Raw genomic sequence first — 18,898 nt, 5'->3', positions numbered from 1 at the left:
CGTCACGGCCGCCCAAGACGCCGCCGTGACCTACACCGCCCCAGTCAGCGCCACGGGCGCGCTGAAGACGGACACTCCTTTGCTCGAGACGCCGCAGGCCATCTCGGTGATCTCTGAAGCGATCATCCGTGACCAGGACGCCACCAAGCTGGAGGAAGTCATTCGCAACGTCGCCGGCGTCTCGATCGGCGGGAACTACGAAGGCTGGGACTACTACCGCATCCGCGGTTTTGATTCCGCCTTCAACACCTTTTGGGACGGCCTCCGGAACGACTACGGCCGCAGCCCAGAACTCTACGGGCTGGAGCGCGTGGAAGTGATCAAGGGACCCGCCTCGACGCTCTACGGACAGGCCCCTCTCGGCGGCCTGGTCAACCTCGTCAGCAAACGCCCGAAGCATGAATTCGGCGGAGAAATGGGTTTTTCCGGCGGCACTTGGGACCGCTATGAAGGCACGTTCGACATCAATGTGCCCCTCCTGGTACCCACCACCGCCGCAGCCCCCGCTCCCGCAGCCAAAGGCGCCAAGCAAGTGCAGCCGGTAGCCGCCCCCACCTCAGACTCCGGCCTGGGCATCTACGCCCGTCTGACTGCCCTCTACAACAACTCGGGCTCCTATGTGGACTACGTGGACACCGAGCGCGTGTTCATTGCCCCGGCCATCACGTTCGAGTGGGATGACACCACCCGCCTCACCCTCCTGGCCAGCTATATGCGGGACACCGGCATCTCCGCCATGCCGCTCCCCGCTGTGGGGTCGGTATTGCACAGCCCCTTTGGCGAAGTGCCGGTGAACCGCTATCTGGGCCTTCCAGATAACGGCACCAATGAGTTCGACTTCCGCCGCTATCGCGTCGGATACGACTTCGAGCACCAGATCAACGACGTTTTCTCCGTCCGCCAGAACCTGGTGTACAGCCGCATGGAGCAGGACTGGAATGACATGCTCTACAACTCCACGCTCGGTGCCGATGGACGCACGCTCTATCAGTATCCGTACGACTTTTCGGAGAAAATGAACCGCTTCGCCGTGGACACTGCGCTGGACGCCGTGTTTGAGACGGGTTCAGTGAAACACTCCCTCACCTTTGGGGTGGACTACTACTGGTCCGAGTCGAAGGACCGCTCGGCGCAAATCAACTACGAGGACTTCCCCGGCTCGTACTTTGCGATCGATATCTTCCGCCCCGTGTATCAGGGCTCCATCCCGGGGTACGGTTTCACCACCGCCACCCGCACGGAATACTCGAACCTGGGCTTCTACATCCAGGAACATGCCAAACTCACGGACAAGCTGACGCTCACCCTGGGCGGCCGCTATGACAAGGCCTGGTATGAAACCGGCGCGGGTGCTGAGGATGACAAGGATGCCTTCACCCCCAAGGCGGGCATCACCTATGAGCTCATCCCCGGTCTGGCCGCCTACGGCAACTACAGCCGCTCCTTCAAGCCACAGTGGTTCTCCACCGACGTCTCCGGCGCCCCGGTGGCCCCGGAGGAAGGTGAAAACTGGGAGGCCGGCCTCAAGTACAGCCTTCTGGAAGGCCGCGTCACGGGTCTCCTTGCCGTGTACCAGCTCACCCGCGAGAACGTAGCCACCTCGAACCTAGGCACCCCCGATCCGTTTGACGCCTCCGTCAGCGGTGAGCAGCGCAGCCGTGGCTTCGAGTTCGAGACCGCCGCCGAACTGGCCCCCGGCCTCACGCTCAGCACCGCCTACAGTTACATCGATGCCGAGGTCACCAAGGACAGTGACATCCCGGTGGGCACCCTCTTGCAGGGCGTACCAGAACACTCCGTCACCGCCTGGCTGAAGTACACTGTGCAGGACGGCCCGCTCAAGGGCTTCGGTGTGGGTCTCGGCGGCCGCTACTACAGCAGCCAGTCCGGAGACACGTACAACACCTTCGACCTCCCCAGCTACGGCATCGTGGACACCGCCCTCTACTATGAGCGCGATGACTTCCGCGTGCAGGTGAACTTCAACAACGTGTTCGACAAGCGGCACTTTGTAGGCTCCTATGACTCCCTGTACGTGCTGCCCGGCAAGCCGTTCAACGTCAGCGCCAGTGTGACCTGGAAGTTCTGACGTCACCTCCCTTTCCGACCCGGTTGTTCCGGGTTTGATTGCACCTCACCCGGTCAGGACCTTGTTCCTGGCCGGGTGATTTTTTTGGCGCATTGCGCAGAGCCCTCTGCCGGGCTTAGCTGTCGGCTCATGAGTTCCGGCTCCCGAAAGCGCCCGTCCCCCCTCCGCCTGCTGATCCTGCTGGGGCTCGTGGTATTGGCTGCCGGGGTCATCTGGAAATGGCCGGCGGTGCGACAGATGGGCACCCTCTGGCGGCAGTCTGCCTACCTTCCAGCAGAGCAGGACCCCGACCTGGCGGCGGTTGTCAATACACTGTCCCCTTCCCAACTGGCCGGGATCAATGCCCTGCGGGCTCGCAGCGCCGCGCTCTTGCGCGCCAATCTCTGGCCACGCGAGGATTTCATTCCGGCCACAGAGGAATTCCGCCTCTACAAAAAGTGCCTCTCCAGCCTGAATGCCCCGGCCTCACGGTACTTGGAAAAAACGCCATCTATCCTGGAGTTCCACCAACTCCTCCGAGCGAGAGGCATCCACCTCATCGTCATGCCGGTGCCCGCGGCCTATGCGATCCACCCCGATCGCGTGCCGGGGCTGAGTGAGACCGCCCCCCACCCACAACCAGCGGATGCTTCGCTCCAGCTCCGGGCTTTCGGCGAGGCGTTGCGCGCCACCGGCATCGAGTTTGTGGATCTCAGCCGGCCCCTGGGCAAAGCGGCGGGAAAGGGCACCTTGTGCTACTTTCACGGTGACAGCCACTGGACTCCCTTGGGAGCAGAGGTGGGGGCCGCCACGGTCGCCTCCCTATTGCCTTCTAAAGGGGGACCATTTGCGGCTGCGGACACGGCATTCATTCGAGAATGGATGCCGCCCAGCCAGCACGCCATTGCGGCGCCTCGCCCCCTGCAGATTTCTGTGCTTTCCAAGAACCCGGTGGATTCCAACAGCCCGTTGACCCTGCTCTGCGACAGCAATGGCATCGATGAGTTTAATTCCACAGACGGCCCGCCCACCGTGCACGGCGGCTTTCCTTCTCAACTGGCCCGCCTCCTGGGACACGGGGTAGATGTGATCACCATCAGCGGCGGAGGTCCGGCGGCCTGTCGGCGGGAGTTCATTCGTCGCTGCCAGATCCTGCCCGGCTATGGGGCCAGCCGCCAGACGGTGCTGATGGTGTTTGCAGAACGCAGCCTGCTGCTGCCGTTGGAAGCCTGGCCGCCGCTGAGCCTGGACCGTCTGGCCTTTGCCGGGGAGCCCGGATCACCGCCTTCACCGGCCCCTCAAACGGTTGCCGCCTCGAACCGACAGTTCAAAATTCTGCAGGCCTCGAAGGCCATCGCCCCGCACGAAACGCCCTATGCCGCGGCGCTCAGGTCTTTCGTGATCGAGCTCGCCCCGGGGCCAGACCAGCCAGCGCAAAAAGCGCTGCTGTACTTGGATCACCTCCGCGATCGCAAACCCGCAGCGCCGGATGGCCTGGAGCCCGGCACACGTTGGGAGGCCTCTCTTCAAGACTGGGACGCCGCCTGCGCACAGAACCCCGGCCTGGCCCAGGTCCAGCGATTGGATGACGTGGGCGACCTGGAACTCCCCATCTACTACGGCGGCAGGGGAACCCTCCGGCGCGCGCCGTGACCCTAAGAACCTGTTTGGATAAAAACGCTGGGTGTGTTGCGAGGCATTTTGAGTCTGGACAAGGCGCGAAGAGGGCGTGAATCGAGATTCACAACCGATGAGCAACGCCGTCCAGGCTCAAAAGGACCGCAACCCGGAGGGGTAGATCTCAGCCTCGGCGAAGCCTCTCTTATCTTAATCCCTTAATTTATCCTGCCACACCCAGATGTTTTTATCCAAACAGGTTCTAAGTCCGGCTACCGGTCAAATCACCACCGGCTCACGTTTGGGATTGTAGATCTCGAACCCCGGGTGATTCCACAGCGCCGGCAGACCGTAGCGCTCATAAACCACCAGTTCACTCCGGTAGATGGGATAGAGCTGGGTGAACTGAATCACACCCTGCGGCGTCCTCACCCTCGCCTGGTCCGCAGGCAGAATGTTGGGGGCGTACACGAGTAACCCGTCCATGCGGGTGTCGCTGGCGAGCGGCTCATCCGCGAAAAACATCTCCCCCTTCAAAAAGCCGCGCTGGCCCCGAAACTCCGCGGCGAAGAAAGCGGCATTCCACGCCCAGAGGGTGTCGGTCGATTCCACGGAGATCATGAGTTCCCGACGTGGTTGCCCTGCCTCCTCACCCGGAGCCGCCTCCAGACTCAAGCCGTAGGTCACGCCTGTGATCATGCCGGGCTCGGGAAAGTTCCGGAAGACATAGACAGACACTTCCCGTCCTCCCTGGGGACTCTCATGCTTGAGGACGACATCATGCTGGCCAAACGATTTTCGGAGAAAGTCGAGGTAGGTCTTGTGAGGCGGCTTGGGCATGACGGTCTATCGCGAGAGGAAGGACGCAGATTCAAGCCGATCTCCCGCATTCTGGACACAGAAATCTGAGCCCGCTGCCGCATTGTCCTGACAACGCGCCCCTGACGAGAACCGACCACTCGCGCTCGTAATTGGGGGTGGCCGCCAAGGAACCGGCTCATTCGAAGTTCTTCCTCGAAGAGGATGTGGCGACAAGCCCAACGTTGGCGAGCTTCGAGCGAGCCCACGTTGGGTACGGGGTGTTTGAGATTCTACTCCGAAGGAGTTGTGGCGGTCTGGCCGCCTTCCGCATCCAAGGTTCCTTGGCAGGCGAGCACGGGAACTGCGGAAGCTTGCATCCCTGCCGCGACTGGCATTCAATGCAGGCCGCATGACACCGCATCGTCCCTCCCCGTCCCGTCGCTCCTTTCTGAAACTGGCGACCGCTTCCGCCGCCGCCCTGGCCGCCGCTCCTGTAGTCTCCGCTGCCGAAGGCAAGAAGGAGCTCTTCAAGATCTCGCTGGCCGAATGGTCCCTGAACAAGCGCATCCTCAAGCGCGGCGGGGAAGAGCCACTGGATCACCTGGACTTCGTGAAGGTGGCCCGCAGCTTCGGCATCGATGGCGTGGAGTACGTGAACCAGATGTTCTTCGACAAGGCCAAGGACCATGCCTATCTGGGCGAAATGAAGAAACGCCAGGAGGGCGAGGGCGTGAAAGGCCTCCTCATCATGTGCGATCGCGAGGGCAACCTGGGCGATCCCGATGACGCCAAGCGCAAGCTGACCGTGGAAAACCACCTCAAGTGGCTGGATGCCGCCGTCTTCCTGGGCTGCCACAGCATCCGCGTGAATGCCGCCAGCAACCCCAAGCTGCCCGCCGAGGAACAGCTGAAATTGGCCGCAGACGGCCTGCACGCCCTGTGTGTGGAAGGCGACAAGCGCGGTCTCTTTGTCGTGGTGGAAAACCACGGCGGCACCTCCTCCAACGGCAAGTGGCTCACCGGCGTGATGAAGGCCGTCAACCACCCGCGCGTCGGCGTGCTCCCAGACTTCGGCAACTTCTACACCAACCGCGAAGCCAGCGAACTGTATAACCCCTATCAAGGCATGCGCGAGTTCATGCCCTGGGTGAAGCAAGCAGTCAGCGCCAAAGCTTATGACTGGAACACCGGCGCAGGGAAATTCTACACCGAAGACCGCCGCGAAGGCCGCGAGGTGACGCTCGACTTCGAGCGCATCCTCAAGATCGTGATCGGCGCCGGATACAACGGTTACATCGGCATCGAACACGAAGGCGTGAAAGCCAGCGAGATGGACGGCATCAAGCAGACGCTGGAGGTGCTCAAGGAGCTGCGCTCGGCGCTCGCTTAATCGAGCCGGTGCATCAGTAGGTCAGTACGTCAGAGGTCAAGGTGATGGATGTCTTGGAATTCCTGGACATCCGTCTGCCTACGCATCCCACAGGTTCCTTGAAGAGCTTCACCGTCCCGCATGCGGGACGGAACTCCAACCCTCTCCGATCCAATAGCAGGGTTGGAGTTCCGCGTTTACGCGGTCAGGATCGCACCTCCCCAACACTCAAAAATTACCTCGAACCCCAACTGACGCACCGCCCTACAAGGGCAGCACCCGCCACTCACCGACGCCCAGCCCGTCCAGTTCATACTCGCCAAAACGCGAACGATGGAGCGCCTCCACATGCCAGCCTTGACTGGCGAACATGCGGCGCACCTGATGATAACGCCCCTCTTGCAGGGTCAGCCGGGCATGCAGGGCATCCACGATCTCCAGCTTGGCCGGCAGGCAGGGTTTGTGCTCGCTCTCCAGCATGAGCGTGCCCTCGGCGAACACTTCGATCAGCCTCTCCTCCAACGGACGGTCCACCGTGACTTCATACACCTTGTCCATCTCCGACTTGGGTGAAGTCCACTTCTGCACCAGTTTTCCCTGGTCCGTCAGCAACAGGATGCCGCTCGTGTCCTTATCCAAGCGCCCCACGCTGGTCACAGTCGGATTGCGAAAAGGCCAGCGCTTAGGAAGCAGGTCGTAAATCGTGGGCCCTTCATCACTGGCGTGGCTGCAGACATAGCCCACTGGCTTGTGAAACACCGCCACCAAACCAAAGGGCGCGTCCAGCGACTCCCCTTTCACCGTCACCTTGGTCGGATCAACCCGGGCGTCAAAGTCCTCGGCCACGTCGCCATCCACTTTCACCAGACCGCGATCCACCATGTTGCGGACCTCACGGCGGGTACCGTAGCCGAGTGAAGCGAGCAACTGGTCGAGTCTGGGAAAAGAAGGCATCCATCCCTATGAAGCGGGCGGGGGGGCATCGCAATGCGGGAATTGACTTCATGGGCAATCCATCCAACGCTTTCATACATGCAGAAAACGGAGTCCAGGCCCCCGCTCCACTCTTGGGGCACGGTGACGATCTTCATCGTGACCCTCGTGTTTTTGTCTTATGCCGGACTGCGCCTGCGCGAGAACATCCTTCGCTTCCAGGGTGATCCGCCGCTCAAAGCGTCCAGCCTGCAATTCTACCTCCAGCGGTCTTCATCCGATCCCGCTGATCAACCAGTCATCTCCAAGCTGGTCCGCGACTATGGTCATATGGAGGCAACCCACCTGGCGATGACGAAGATGACGGCCGCACTGGTCTGGACAGCCGCCTTGTCCTCGATGGCCGGGGCTGGCTTCGGGCTAGCCTCAATCTACAGGCGCAGGGTGAATCTCAAGACCCTCTCAAAAGCGGAAAATTAGATTCATCCGCCACCAGAGAGCACCAGTGTTGGCCGGGTGTGTCAGGGTTCGGAAACCAAAGGGAGCCAACCTTTAACAGATCGACTCCCTCTCCAAACCACCCCTACGCCGGCAGTTCCCAACCAGGACGATAGCTGCGCTTCACAAACGCGGTCGCCTCTGGCGAGTTCTTGAAGGTCTGAGTCGCAGCCTCCCACTCCAGCGTCTTGTTCGGGAAGATGGAGGCCAGGCACCCCAGCAGCACGGCTTCCGTCATCGGACCGCTGTAGTCAAAGTTCGCACTCGGCTTCTTGCTGCCACCAGCGAGGGCGCAATCTACGAACTCACCCCAGTGATCCCGGGGCTCAAGACGGGGATACTTGTAGCCTTTGAATTTCTCCTTGGCATGCAGCGTGGGAGTGCTGCCATGGGCGGAGAGGAGCACGCCGTCCGTGCCGATGTAAATGCTGCCCTGGCCAGGCCACTTGCCTTCAATGGCCTGCTGCACCTCGGTGGGCGGCATTTGATCACCATCGTACCAGGTCACTTTCACCGTCTTGTCGGCCGTGAACTCCGTGCCGGGATACACATACTCCACCTTGCCGTCGATGGCCCAGTTGGTGGCATTGGGAGGAGGTGTGCCCGTGGAGGTCACGCTGAGAGGCATGGTCAGATTCAGCGCACGATACCAACCGCTGAACATGTGGCAGCCCATGTCGCCCAGCGTACCTGTGCCGAAGTCACGACGTTTGCGCCAGTTGCCAGGGTGGTAGTAGCCCTTGATGAAGGGTCGGTCAGCGGCGACGCCCAGCCATTTGTCCCAGTCGAAACCCGCGGGAATGGGGTCGGCATTCGGCGGCACCGGGGCCATGTCACCCCACTTCTTGTTCGAGAAGGTGTGCACTTCCTTCACTTTCCCAATCGCGCCATCCTGGATCATCTGCACGGCCATGCGTTCGGTGAAGGAAGACGAAACCTGGATGCCCATCTGGGTCATGATGCCCTTGGCGCGGGCCTTCTCGGTGACCACGCGGCACTCATGCAGGTTTTGCGTGAGGGGTTTCTGTCCGTAGACGTGCAACCCTTTGGCAATGCACGGCAGGATCATCGGACCATGCATATGGTCCGGCACGGAGACGTTCACACTGTCGATCTGCCCCTCTTCCTTGGCCAGCAGCTCGCGCCAGTCTTGATACAGACGGGCGTTGGGGAACTCCTGCTTGATGCGATCAAACTTGGAGGTGTCCACATCGCAAACCGCCACGAGCTCCCACTTCGGATGCTTCGACAGCGAGCTGATGTCCGCATACGACATACCGCTGGCTCCGAAGGCTGCGTGACGAAGTTTGCCATTCGGGGAGGCGGCGCGCAGGCCGCTGGTGACAAACGGGGCTCCCAGCAAAGCGGCAGCGCTGGTCTGAAGGAAGTGCCGCCGGGACGTGCGGGCCTGGGCGGAAGCGTAAGACGAGGGAGGCGAGGTGTTCATGTGGAGAGGAGAGGCAGGCAGTGGACTGCCTGTGCTTGAATGACTTACTACGGTATCTGGGTGGAGGGTCTTCGCGGGAAAATGAGGCCGTCAATCCGACAGCGCCCCATCCGAACCGACGCATCAGGTGAAATGTCCAACCTCTGCGGAGTGCTACGCAAATAGTTCAAAAGCACGCGCAATTCGGAATCGAGAACAGTTGATACTGAAAAGTTAATAACTAATTAACAAAAACTATTCCATCCCCATCCAGCACTTTCACCACCGCCGATGTCTCATTCATAAAAGGAGTACTGCCATGATTGACGTTGAAAAAGAAGACTGGCCGCCGGAGGAACTCAACAAGCCGTTGGATTCCCCGGAGGAGTTCATAAAAGTCGAAACTGGCCCAAGCCTCGAAGAATAACTTCCCAGGCATGAGCGAAGCGACTGACGACAGCCCACCGATCAAGATCCGCATCCCCCGTCTGGCGGGAGCTGATGAAGCTGAAGCCGCTGATGTGGCTGCGGAGGTGGGCGAGGCGTCGCTTGGCGTCGCAGCCGAGGAGGAGATGCTGAAAACTACGAGTATCTTCACCCTTGATGAAGAGGAGGTGGTGGATCAGGAAGAGCTGCCCACCCCTTTCAACACCCCGCTGGCCCCCGAGCCCCCTCCAGAACTCTCCGAGCCCAATCTCCTCTTTGCCGCTGCTGAGCCGCTGGCCTTTCCACCCGCAGTCGAAAAGATGCGGATGGCGGTGATCTGCGGCCACCCACGCGACGGCAGCCTCTGTGAAGGCCTTGCCGAAGCCTACGCTGACGCCGCGCTCGCGGCCGGGCACCCGGTGAAACTGCTCCGATTGCATGAGCTGGATTTTGACCCCAACGAGCGGGGTCAGCCCCTGGAGCCAAGCTTGGAGGCAGTGCAACAGGAGATTCTGGACGCGGATCACCTCGTCTTCGTCTTTCCGGTCTGGTGGGGCTCAGTCCCCGCGCTGCTCAAAGGATTTCTGGATCGCGTCTTCCGGCCTGACTTTGCTTTCCGCGAACGGGAGGAAGGCGGCTGGGACGGCCTGTTGGGCGGACGCACTGCGGATCTTTTGATCACCATGGACACCCCGCAGTGGGTGTTCCGCACTGTCTTGGGCGCTCCTGCAGTGCGTGCCGTGCGTGATGCCACGCTGGGCTTCTGCGGCATCAAGCGAGCTCGCACCATTCTGATGGGTCCCGTCCGCGGCAGCACCCCGGCAACCCGATCCCGCTGGCTGGATGAGGCAGCTCAAAGCGGACGCGAAGCAGAGGTCTGGCACCGCACGGGCTGGCGCCCCACTCTGAGAGCGTGGACGGACATTGCCCGGCTGCACTTCCAAATCTTCCCCGCGCTGGCAGTCGTGCTCGGTGCCCTGACCGCCTCGAAGCTCACCGCAGCGCCTCTGCACTGGGGCTCCTTGCTGCTTGCCCTCCTGGGGGTGGCGATGGCGCAGTTCATCTCCGTGCTCACCAACGAGTGGCATGATCTGCCAACGGATTCGAGGAATAAACACCATGGCCCCTTCACCGGTGGCTCCCGCGTGCTGGTGGAAGGCCGCATGAGCATCCCGCGGCTGCTGCGGGGACGCAATCTTGCGCTCGGCGTGTTGCTGGCCACCATGGCGGCGCTCTGTTTTGCAGGCCCGGCGCAGGGTGGTGCGCTCGCGCTGCTGCTGGGCTTGGCACTCGGTCTGGGCATCGGCTACAGCGCTCCTCCCCTCCGGCTGGCTTCGAGGGGCCTGGGTGAGATCACCGTGGCCCTCACCCACAGCGTGATTGTGCTTCTCATCGGCTACGCCTCGCAGGCGGGTTCGATGACTAACCTGATCCCCTGGGCGCTCTCCGCCCCCCTGTTCTTTGCCGTGCTGCCGGCCATCCTGCTGGCAGGCCTGCCGGATCTGGAAGCCGATGTTGCGGTGGGCAAAGACACTCTTGCCGTCCGTCTGGGCCGACGCACGCTGACCAAGGTGGCCCTGGCCATGACGGTGGCTGCCACCCTGCTGCATCTCGCCCTCATCCCCTTCAGCGGTTGGTGGCTCACGCTGCCCCTGGTGTTGCACGCGGGCTGGCTTTCCCGCGGCATCCTGGACTATCTGGCGCGTCCCCACTCCGGCCGTATTGATGGCCTGATGTTCCGCGCCCTCGCTTTCATGCTCTGGTTCGTGTTGGCCCCCTTGCTGGGCTGAGGGATGGGAAGGGAACCAGCCAGCCAAGGGAGGACGATCTCTCAGAGAACCCCGTCCGCTTCCATGAAATCCCTACTCCTTCCCGTGGTGACCGTTGCCTCCTTGTTGGCACTGTGCCAATGCAAGCCCCAGACTCCTCCCGAGCCACCCCAGCCAAACAACGTCCTGCCTGAGCCCGGAGAAAGCAAACCAGCGATCCCCACCGAACCTTCTGGCGAACCCAAGCCCGGTGAGGTGCTCACGCCAGGCAGCGGATTCCCCACCGGCAGCGGGTCAAGTGGCAACAGCCCGTCATAAGAAGTTTCACGGTGCCGCGGCGGATGCCGATCCGGCCAGGTTGACGAGCCCTTTCTTGCCCGGCACCGAGGAGGCATCAGACACACCGTTCAGCAAGGTCAACGCCTCTTGAGCACGCCCCAGCTTGATCAAGAGCGCAGCCTTGCGCAGCAACAGGGCCTCTGCGGTTGGCACAGCCTGGCTAACGGCGGTGCTGGCACGTGCCTGCGCTTCACGACCGGCCAGTTCCATTATCTCCACCGCCTTCTGCGCCCCTGCCGTTGCAAACGCCATGGCGGCGAGATCATAACCGGTGCGACCACCTTGGTTCAAGCCGTCAACCAATTGATTCGCGGATGCCACCGCCTCCTCAGCACTGAGCAGGGAGAGAGAAGCGAGAACCACCGGCAGTGATGACGATGTCTGGGCAAGATCGACCTGCATTTCGGGCCGGTTGAGCACCGTGAGCGTCCACTTCAATCGGAAGTCCAGCGGGAGGCGGGATTTCCCTTCCGCCCCCATCTGGGCCATCAAGTCTTTCAGCCGGGTCAGCGTGGGGGGCGAAAACCGGCCGGTGGACGGTTTGGCGGACGTCTGCAGCGGCGGTTGCCCAGATGCCTCCCTCCAAGAGTCTATCAACCACCTCAGTGATTCGAGTTCAGTGGAGGAGATCGTGGAAGACGAAGTGGGCAGGCTCTCCCCGACCATCGACATCACGGCGTTCCGACGTTCACTGGACAAATTGGGCCAAGCGGGGGCCAAAGTCTCCACCAGCCGCATCAGATAGTGCATGGAGGCCCGACTGCGCGGGTAAGAACTCGTCGACGAGCTGGATCCACGCAGCACGTCATTGATGAGCTGCAGGTCCTTGGAAACAACGGATGTCTCAGCCCCGTCCAGCAGCCGCGCCGCGGCATGAAGGGCCAGCATCTCTACCGGCCAGGCCTCTGCGGTGTCCGGCTGATACTTCTCCAGGCCTGGCACTGCCAGCTCAGCCTGCTCAGCGATCAACGCTGCCAGACGCGAGAGCTGCCGGGGGCTGGTCCTCAGGATCAGGGCGTACAGAGATCGACGCACGGAAGCATCCTGCACAGGAGTCCTGGCGACGCGATCCACCAAGTCCGACATCAGTCCCTCCCACTGCTTTGACGCCGCAGCATCCTGACCGTCTCGATCTCGCGGTCGTGAGTCTTGAAGCAGGGCGCACTCACCCAGTAGAGCCAGATCACTCTGCTCCGGCTGAAATGCCCTGGCGAAGGCGGCCACAGCATCCTTGTCCGGCAGCGGGCTGGCCGGGGCCTCACGCACGGGCTGGAGGCTGAAGGCCGCGATGCGGGACCACCCGGCACTCAGCAGGGCAGCGGCACGCGACGGTTGCCCCCGCGCCGCCAGCACGGCCACGAGCCACGACTCCTGGGCATAGGGGGATTTGTTCACCTGCTCGCACAGGTCCAGAGCCTCTGTGTCCCCAAGCCTTGCCAGGATGCCCAGCGTGGCATGCACGGAATCTGGCTGGATGGAGGTGATCCGGCCCTTCGTGGCATTCCCGGCATGGGTCTGCCATTCCCCGGCAAAATCCTTCGCTACAGCCTCCCAGCCTGTGTCGTCTGGTGCAGTGGCAAAGGACTCAAACATCACGGCAAACTCTGCCACTGGCAGATAGTGCCCCCTCTTCCAGCAATCCACCGCCGTCCGTGTGGCGGGGAGGACCAGCGAGGAAGGCACCTGAGCGGCAGCAGCCTGCTGGCACCAGTAGATGGTCAGGCCAAGCTGCAGACGGGGAGCATCCGCCAGCTTGCCTGCATAGTGCGCCCACCCACGCTCCATGCCCGCCTTGTCGCCCTTTTGAAGAGCGTCTTGCAAGGCACCCGCCACCGCGAGTTCGCGGATCAACGCGCCCTCTGGCCCGCTCCCCGGGTCCGCCAGCGCCCACGTCAGGATCTCCTTCCGGGATGGTTCAGGCACCAGATTCAGGAAACTACCAAACACCGGGGCCGCCGCCACCGGCGGTGCCTCCTTGAACCCGGAGGCAAACTCCGCCAGCATGCTGCGGGCGGCCCCGGCCGCGTCTGCCCACCCCCCGGCATCCAGCCAGGAGTCATGCAGCCCGTCCGCGGCAAGCGAGGCCATGAAAGGACCCGGAACGCCGAGCTGCCCGGTGGTGTCGGCCTGCAGCCGCTGCCACACAAAGCCGGCCATCCGGGCGCGCCCGTCGCGCAACAACGTCTGCACCCGGGTGGAGGCAAGCACCGGATTAAGCACGAACACGGTCATGCGATGAGGCTCGGCCCGGGACGCGGCAGATCCACTCGTCACTGCCATTTCAAAGAAGGACTCCGCCGTCGCCCGGTCTCCCGCATCGAGCAGCCTGCGGAGCTCCCTGCCGGTCACGGAGGAGACTCCCCGGAGCGGTTGCAACATCGAACCCGGAGCGGCGCGGGCACGCAGGGCCTCCAGATACTTCAGCTCCAGCTCATCCTCATGCTTCAGCAGCAGACCCAGCGCCCCCTCGCGCGCCATCTCAAACTTTTCCTTGAGCAGGCCGGGAAAGACGCTGTTCAGGGAAAGCAGCAGCATCTGCTTCCTGCCGCCATCCGCACGCCCGATGTCCGCCGACCGGGCATTCAACACGCTGGAAGCCCCCTGAAGGTCTTTCTGACACAACGAGGCGAAGAAGTCTGCGCCGAAGGTGGCAGGCTGTCGCTTCTGCAGTTCAACCGCGAATGCTGCGCGGGCCTCCGGGGGCAGGGCACGGATGCGCCGCACCACCATCTCCACCTGATGCCGCCCCGGGGCGAAGACCAGCGGGGAAAACTGGTCAACCTGCACCAGCAGCTGATACTTCTCCAGCAACCGCACGGCGACCTTGGGATCGAGGAAACCTGCCGCCGGGAACATCCGCTCCTCCACCCGCTGCAGCCAGATGAACTCGGGATTGGCGGAGATCCTGTTCGCGGTTTGCACCACCCACGGCAGGAGCTGCGGGTGATCCGCCGCGACCAGCAGCCAGGCACCCACAGAGCCGCTTTGAAGCTTCGTGGGGGCAGGCAGGTTCATGTTGTCGCTGTTCTCGACGAGTTGGGTCAGCTTCTGGAAAGCCTCCCCAGCCCGCTTGGGATCCTTGGCGTGAACGGCGGCGATGGCCTCTGCGGCCCTGATCATAACGGCCCCGGAACGGCCAGACGGCAACCCTGTCCCAGAGCGCATATCCATATCGTGGGGCGAAGCGCCCTCAAAGAGCTCCTTCATCTGTGCGGCATTGAGGATGCGATCCACCAGGCTCTGTGCCGATTCATTCTTCTCTGACTGATGCAGCTTCAGCCCGACCGCGAGTCCAGGAGCCGCTAGAGCCAGAGCATCCAGGTCACGAACCCAAAGGGATAGAAAACGGGCCAGCTCCGCCTGACGATCCGCAGGCAGCGCTTCCAGCTCCGTCCGGTACTGCGCCACCACCTGGGTCAGGTTCCGCTCATACACCGGATTGAGCAACGCTTGCAGCACATCCGCGCCAAACGTGCGGGGTTTGTGAGCCATCAACACAGGCAGGAAGACTTTCCCCGCACTTGGGCGGCCTGCGAAGGTGCTCAGGATGCGCTTCACAAAACCTTTGTCATGCGGCTCATCAACACGCCAGTACCGGGTAAAGTCACTGGCATTCCCCAAGGTGCCGGCCGCCGCCAGAAACGTGATCATGCGCTGCGGCTGATCCACATGATCCCCCGGACGCCAGGCCCGGAACAAGGTGGTGGACAGCCAGTCTCCCTGCTGGGTGAAGCCTTCGCGTGCAGCGAGCTTGAGCACCGCCTCCAGCATCTCAGGCTCTTCTGCCGCCTCCTGCAGCAATTCCTTGGCTCCATTCTCGCCTTCTTTGCCCGGCAACGTCCGGAAAAGCCGCACCCCATCCTCAAGAAACTGCTGGGCCAGACCACGATCCCGGACCGCCAGCCGACGGAAGATGTGATGTGCCTCCAATGCGGCTGAGTGCGGGTCCAGCTTAAGTTCATCGAACCCCTTCCTCTTCTGCCAGGTGAACCGCACAGAGTCCAAATGCCAGTTCTCTGCTTCCAGAAGCGGATCCAGCAGTTCTTTCAATGCCGGATCCAGCGGCGCGGGGGAAGTGATGGCATAATAGCGCGTGCCCAGCAGCGCGAGCAAATTGCTCGCGGCCTCATCCGTCAGCCGGCCCAGGTCTTCGCGACGTCGCTTGAGGAAGGCTGTCATCATCCGGTTGTCGTCCTCATCGCCGATGAGGCACTCGGTGAGTTCCGAGCCAAAGGTGCGGGGCTGGCGGGAGGCCAGATCTGTCAGCACCTGCTTCTTCAAGTCACTGTACTGGTCCCAGCGGAACCAGGAGGCAATCTCGCCCACCGCCGTTTCCCACGAGGATCCCCGCAAGGCGAGGTCTCTGAACTCACCGACTTCTGCCACAATGGGAGTTCCCTGAAGGATGCTGAACGCATGCGCGGGGTCTCTCATCTCCTCCTCACCCTGCATCTGGGCGATGTACATGGAGCTCCAGTCCGGCACGCGTGAGATCCCTGAGGCATCCGCCAGATCCAGCACCTGACGCATCAGCTGCGGTACACATCCCATCTTCATCAGGTACTGGTTTGCCGGACCATCCCCACTCCCCGCCTGGATGGCATTCTGCTCTTCTGGGCTCTGTTTCAGCAGCGCATAGGCGTGCTTGAGCACCGCCTCCGTTTTGGCCCGGTCCACCCTCACGGCCCGACGCATCACCTTGGGCAGACCACTGTGGAAATCATACTCGCTCTGTCCCACATCCGCCCACGTCTTCATAGCGAGGATTCGATCCATCTCCTTGATGTGACCCGCCATCACCTCTTCCAGAAGTTTCTGATGAGCGAGCTTGGGCGGCGACTGGCCGGAACGTTTCACCAGCCTCTCCGCGTTTCTGGCAGCATCGTCCAAAAGATGGCCTTCCAATTGCACCCGGATCACCCGCTCCCGGATCGTATCCTCCAGGTCCTTGCGCTCCATCAGCTGGTCCAGAGTACGCGCCGCCTCCTGCGACTTCCCAGCGGCGATCTGCTCTTGGGCCTTTTGTAAATCGGCCTCAGGTGTCTCAGCCGCGCTCAACGCCGCAGCCAGCAACCAGGTGCTCAGGAAGCATGTAAAAAATCGCATATTCCGGTTTTACCACAGGCAAACCGGAACACGCAATGCATGAGCACCGTTTACGTCAGACCTGAAGCTACGGCTTGGCCCGGGCCGCCACTATCCTGGCAAGCCCAGGTTTCAAGGGGGTCAGGAATGGTGCATCAGCCACCATGTTCAGCGCGGCTGCAGCATCTTCATTGCGGTTGAGCCGCAGCAAAGCCACCACCTGCTCTTCATAGACCCACTCGGTGGACCAGCTAATCTTCGCACCCGGTCGGGGAGGTGTGAAGAAGGTCGGAGGCTTGCGCGTGGCGGATCGTGATGCATATCGGAACTCGCCATTGGGCCCCACGTTCACTTCGTTTTCCGCAAGCTTCAGCAAAGCCAGGGCTGTGTCATCTTTTCCCTGGCTCATGGCAATCATCGCCATCTCATAAGTCTTGCGACCACCTGTTTTGCATCCTGTAGAAAGCTCATTTCCAAACTGCAGGATCTCCTCCGGACTGAGCAAAAAGTAGAGACTCTCCAAGGCGGGCGACACATTGCCTTGAGGAGTCACATCCGCCTGGAATTCTGGCCGGTTCATGGCCACCATCATGAGCTTGATCCGCTCAAGTTGGGACAACCGGCAATCACCTTTGCCCACTATCCGCTGCATGATGAGCCTGACGCGGCCCAGAAGATCAGCTTGAGAGCGGAAGGTTGAGCGCACTGAGGGCAGCCCCACCACATCCTGACCTGTCCCCTCCATCCACCACGTCACCAGCCAATGGGCTCCGTGCAATCCCGAGCCCGAGGTGATGTTTTCCGCCCGTTTCAGTTCCAGCAGAATGGGCTCAAACAGTGCCCTCCTTCGTTCATTCGAAAGGTTGGGAACCTCATGCACCACACACTCCATCACCCTCAGCAGATAGGCTCCCATGGCAATCTCTCTTATCGCACTCCCCAAAGACGGCTTCCGACGGATGGCGTCCTTGATCAGCTGGAGGTTCTCCGAGACGGCGGTGTCATCGCCGGCCAGCACCTTGAGCGCAGCATCCATCGCCATGACTTCCACCGGCCACACGCCAGCCCGGCTCGGTCCATAGCTCTCCAGATTGAGAACGGCATCGCTGACATCCTCCTTGATGTGCGCCGCCAATATACTGAGACACTTGGGTGATGCCTGCACGATGCGAGCATGCAACACGCGGCGCAGCTTGCGGTCTGTCACCCGCATCTCAGCCGCCCGACGTGCAAGGTTCTCCATGCGCTGTTCACCTTCGCCGGAAAAAATGTCGCTCCGGTCAACCTGCCGCACCACGCCACCGGACAAGAGGATCTGCTCTGCCAGCAGGGCCAGCTCCTTTTCTTCCGGACCGAAGGCCTTGACGAACGCGGCCACCCGTTCGGGTGAAGGCATCGGCAGCAGCGGTGTTTTCGCGGAACCAAGCGGCACTCCCGTCAGGACTGCCCAGTTTCCTCTGAGCCTGGACGCGGCCGCCTCAATCATCCCCTGCTGCACCATCAACGCCACAGGCCAGAGGTCCTCCGCCACCGAGTACTTGTAGGTCTCGAACATCAAGTCCAAGTCCGTTTCCCTTCCCATCCGGGCCAAGATGGAGATCGAGGCATGAATGGCATCCATGTTGTTGCTGCGGCTGCGGCCGTTCTTCATGGCGAAGGTGCGCCGCTCCCACTCCGACTGGAATTGCCCGGCCACGGCGTCCCATTCCTTCCCGCCCTCCGCCTCGCCAAAGCGGATCAAAACGCCAGACAAATCGGGTTCATGAAAGTACTCATCCCGGGCCCAGAATTGCAGTCCGAGCCTGGCGGCAGGCACCACCACCGTTGCGGGAACCGATTCGGGAGACTCACGACACCAGTACGCTGCCACACCAAAACGTGCCCGGGCGAAAGCCGCGGGGTTGTTCACGAACTGGGAGATGCGCTCCCATTGGGCCGTGCCGCCCGATCGTTTCCTGCCGGATGCGCCCTCTTTCAGTGACCAGACTGCCACCATGGCTTGTGCCTGGGTGTGCTGCGGTGAGCCCGCGTCCGTTTTCTCCGCCCATGCCAGCACTGCCTGACGGCTACGGTCCGGCAGCCGCTTCAGGAACTCCAGATAAACAGTGGACGACAGTTCGCCCTGCCCTTCTTTCAGGGCCACTGCGAAGTCAGACAAGGCGCCCTTGGCGGCCGCCACAGGTTCGACAAGGCCACCAGACCTCATCCACGCCCCTTCCAGAGCAGCCGCCATCAGGGAGATCGTCGTCGGACCAGGGACACCCAGCGTCCCGTCATGATCCGCCTGAAGTCTGGCCAGGAGCAACCCGGCGGTCCGGACATTCCCAGGTTGTTTCAAAAGGGCTTCGATCTTTTTCGGTGCACCTGTGGCATTCGTACTAAAGGTCGCCACAAGATGCGGCTCCTGCACCGGACGCGGTGACGCCTCTGACAACAACGTGTCGAGCGCCTTGGCCGCACCGGCGAGATCGCCCGAGCCCAGGGATTTTTCCACTTCCTCGGCAGACACCGTTTCTTCAGCAGAACCAGATCCCGGCCATCCCGCTGGAGATCCGCTGCTCCCACCT

11 protein-coding genes are annotated in these 18,898 nt (G+C 61.9%); 6 read left to right on the top strand and 5 right to left on the bottom strand.

Going from position 1 to position 18,898, the window contains the following annotated elements; translation table 11 throughout:
- Positions 1 to 2,089 (top strand): TonB-dependent siderophore receptor (locus BV034_RS04700; protein ID WP_050024619.1); only part of this gene is annotated, 2,089 nt, incomplete at its 5' end.
- A gap of 129 nt (positions 2,090 to 2,218) precedes the next feature.
- Positions 2,219 to 3,721, top strand: coding sequence for a hypothetical protein (locus BV034_RS04695; RefSeq protein ID WP_050024617.1), 1,503 nt, complete (start codon positions 2,219 to 2,221; stop codon positions 3,719 to 3,721).
- 243 nt (positions 3,722 to 3,964) lie between these two features.
- Here the strand turns inward: BV034_RS04695 and BV034_RS04690 are convergent, their stop codons facing one another.
- Positions 3,965 to 4,525: a suppressor of fused domain protein gene (locus tag BV034_RS04690; RefSeq protein WP_050024615.1), complete on the bottom strand. Its 561-nt coding sequence runs from the start codon at positions 4,523 to 4,525 to the stop codon at positions 3,965 to 3,967.
- Between the two features lie 370 nt (positions 4,526 to 4,895).
- Between BV034_RS04690 and BV034_RS04685 the strand changes: the two genes are divergently transcribed.
- Positions 4,896 to 5,876, top strand: a complete 981-nt coding sequence (locus tag BV034_RS04685) for a sugar phosphate isomerase/epimerase family protein (protein WP_050024614.1) — start codon at positions 4,896 to 4,898, stop codon at positions 5,874 to 5,876.
- A gap of 243 nt (positions 5,877 to 6,119) precedes the next feature.
- Here BV034_RS04685 and BV034_RS04680 read toward each other — a convergent pair whose 3' ends face one another.
- Positions 6,120 to 6,809 (bottom strand): pseudouridine synthase, encoded by a 690-nt coding sequence (locus BV034_RS04680; protein WP_050024612.1) that lies wholly within the window; start codon positions 6,807 to 6,809, stop codon positions 6,120 to 6,122.
- Between the two features lie 78 nt (positions 6,810 to 6,887).
- On the opposite strand from BV034_RS04680, the gene BV034_RS04675 reads away from it, so the two are divergent.
- Positions 6,888 to 7,268, top strand: coding sequence for a hypothetical protein (locus BV034_RS04675; RefSeq protein WP_050024610.1), 381 nt, complete (start codon positions 6,888 to 6,890; stop codon positions 7,266 to 7,268).
- 103 nt (positions 7,269 to 7,371) lie between these two features.
- Here BV034_RS04675 and BV034_RS04670 read toward each other — a convergent pair whose 3' ends face one another.
- The gene (locus BV034_RS04670) at positions 7,372 to 8,733 is read right to left on the bottom strand and encodes a Gfo/Idh/MocA family oxidoreductase (protein WP_050024608.1); all 1,362 of its coding nucleotides are present in this window, start codon (positions 8,731 to 8,733) and stop codon (positions 7,372 to 7,374) included.
- Positions 8,734 to 9,149: 416 nt separating this feature from the next.
- On the opposite strand from BV034_RS04670, the gene BV034_RS04660 reads away from it, so the two are divergent.
- Complete coding sequence (locus tag BV034_RS04660; RefSeq protein WP_265592626.1) at positions 9,150 to 10,928, top strand: NAD(P)H-dependent oxidoreductase; 1,779 nt, start codon at positions 9,150 to 9,152, stop codon at positions 10,926 to 10,928.
- A 63-nt stretch (positions 10,929 to 10,991) separates the two neighbouring features.
- Positions 10,992 to 11,225, top strand: a complete 234-nt coding sequence (locus BV034_RS35655; protein WP_265592625.1) for a hypothetical protein — start codon at positions 10,992 to 10,994, stop codon at positions 11,223 to 11,225.
- Positions 11,226 to 11,231: 6 nt separating this feature from the next.
- On the opposite strand, the gene BV034_RS04655 is transcribed toward BV034_RS35655, so the two are convergent.
- Together BV034_RS04655 and BV034_RS04650 are read right to left on the bottom strand one after the other, a co-directional pair.
- Positions 11,232 to 16,352, bottom strand: coding sequence for a hypothetical protein (locus BV034_RS04655; protein ID WP_050024603.1), 5,121 nt, complete (start codon positions 16,350 to 16,352; stop codon positions 11,232 to 11,234).
- Positions 16,353 to 16,419: 67 nt separating this feature from the next.
- Positions 16,420 to 18,898, bottom strand: a 2,479-nt coding sequence (locus BV034_RS04650; RefSeq protein WP_265592624.1) for a hypothetical protein, incomplete at its 5' end; no start/stop codon positions are given.

It is taken from the genome of Verrucomicrobium sp. BvORR034 (assembly GCF_000739635.1).
Lineage (GTDB): Bacteria > Verrucomicrobiota > Verrucomicrobiia > Verrucomicrobiales > Verrucomicrobiaceae > Verrucomicrobium.
Note: the sequence above shows the minus strand (reverse complement) of the source record. Positions and strands in the feature narration are given on the sequence as shown.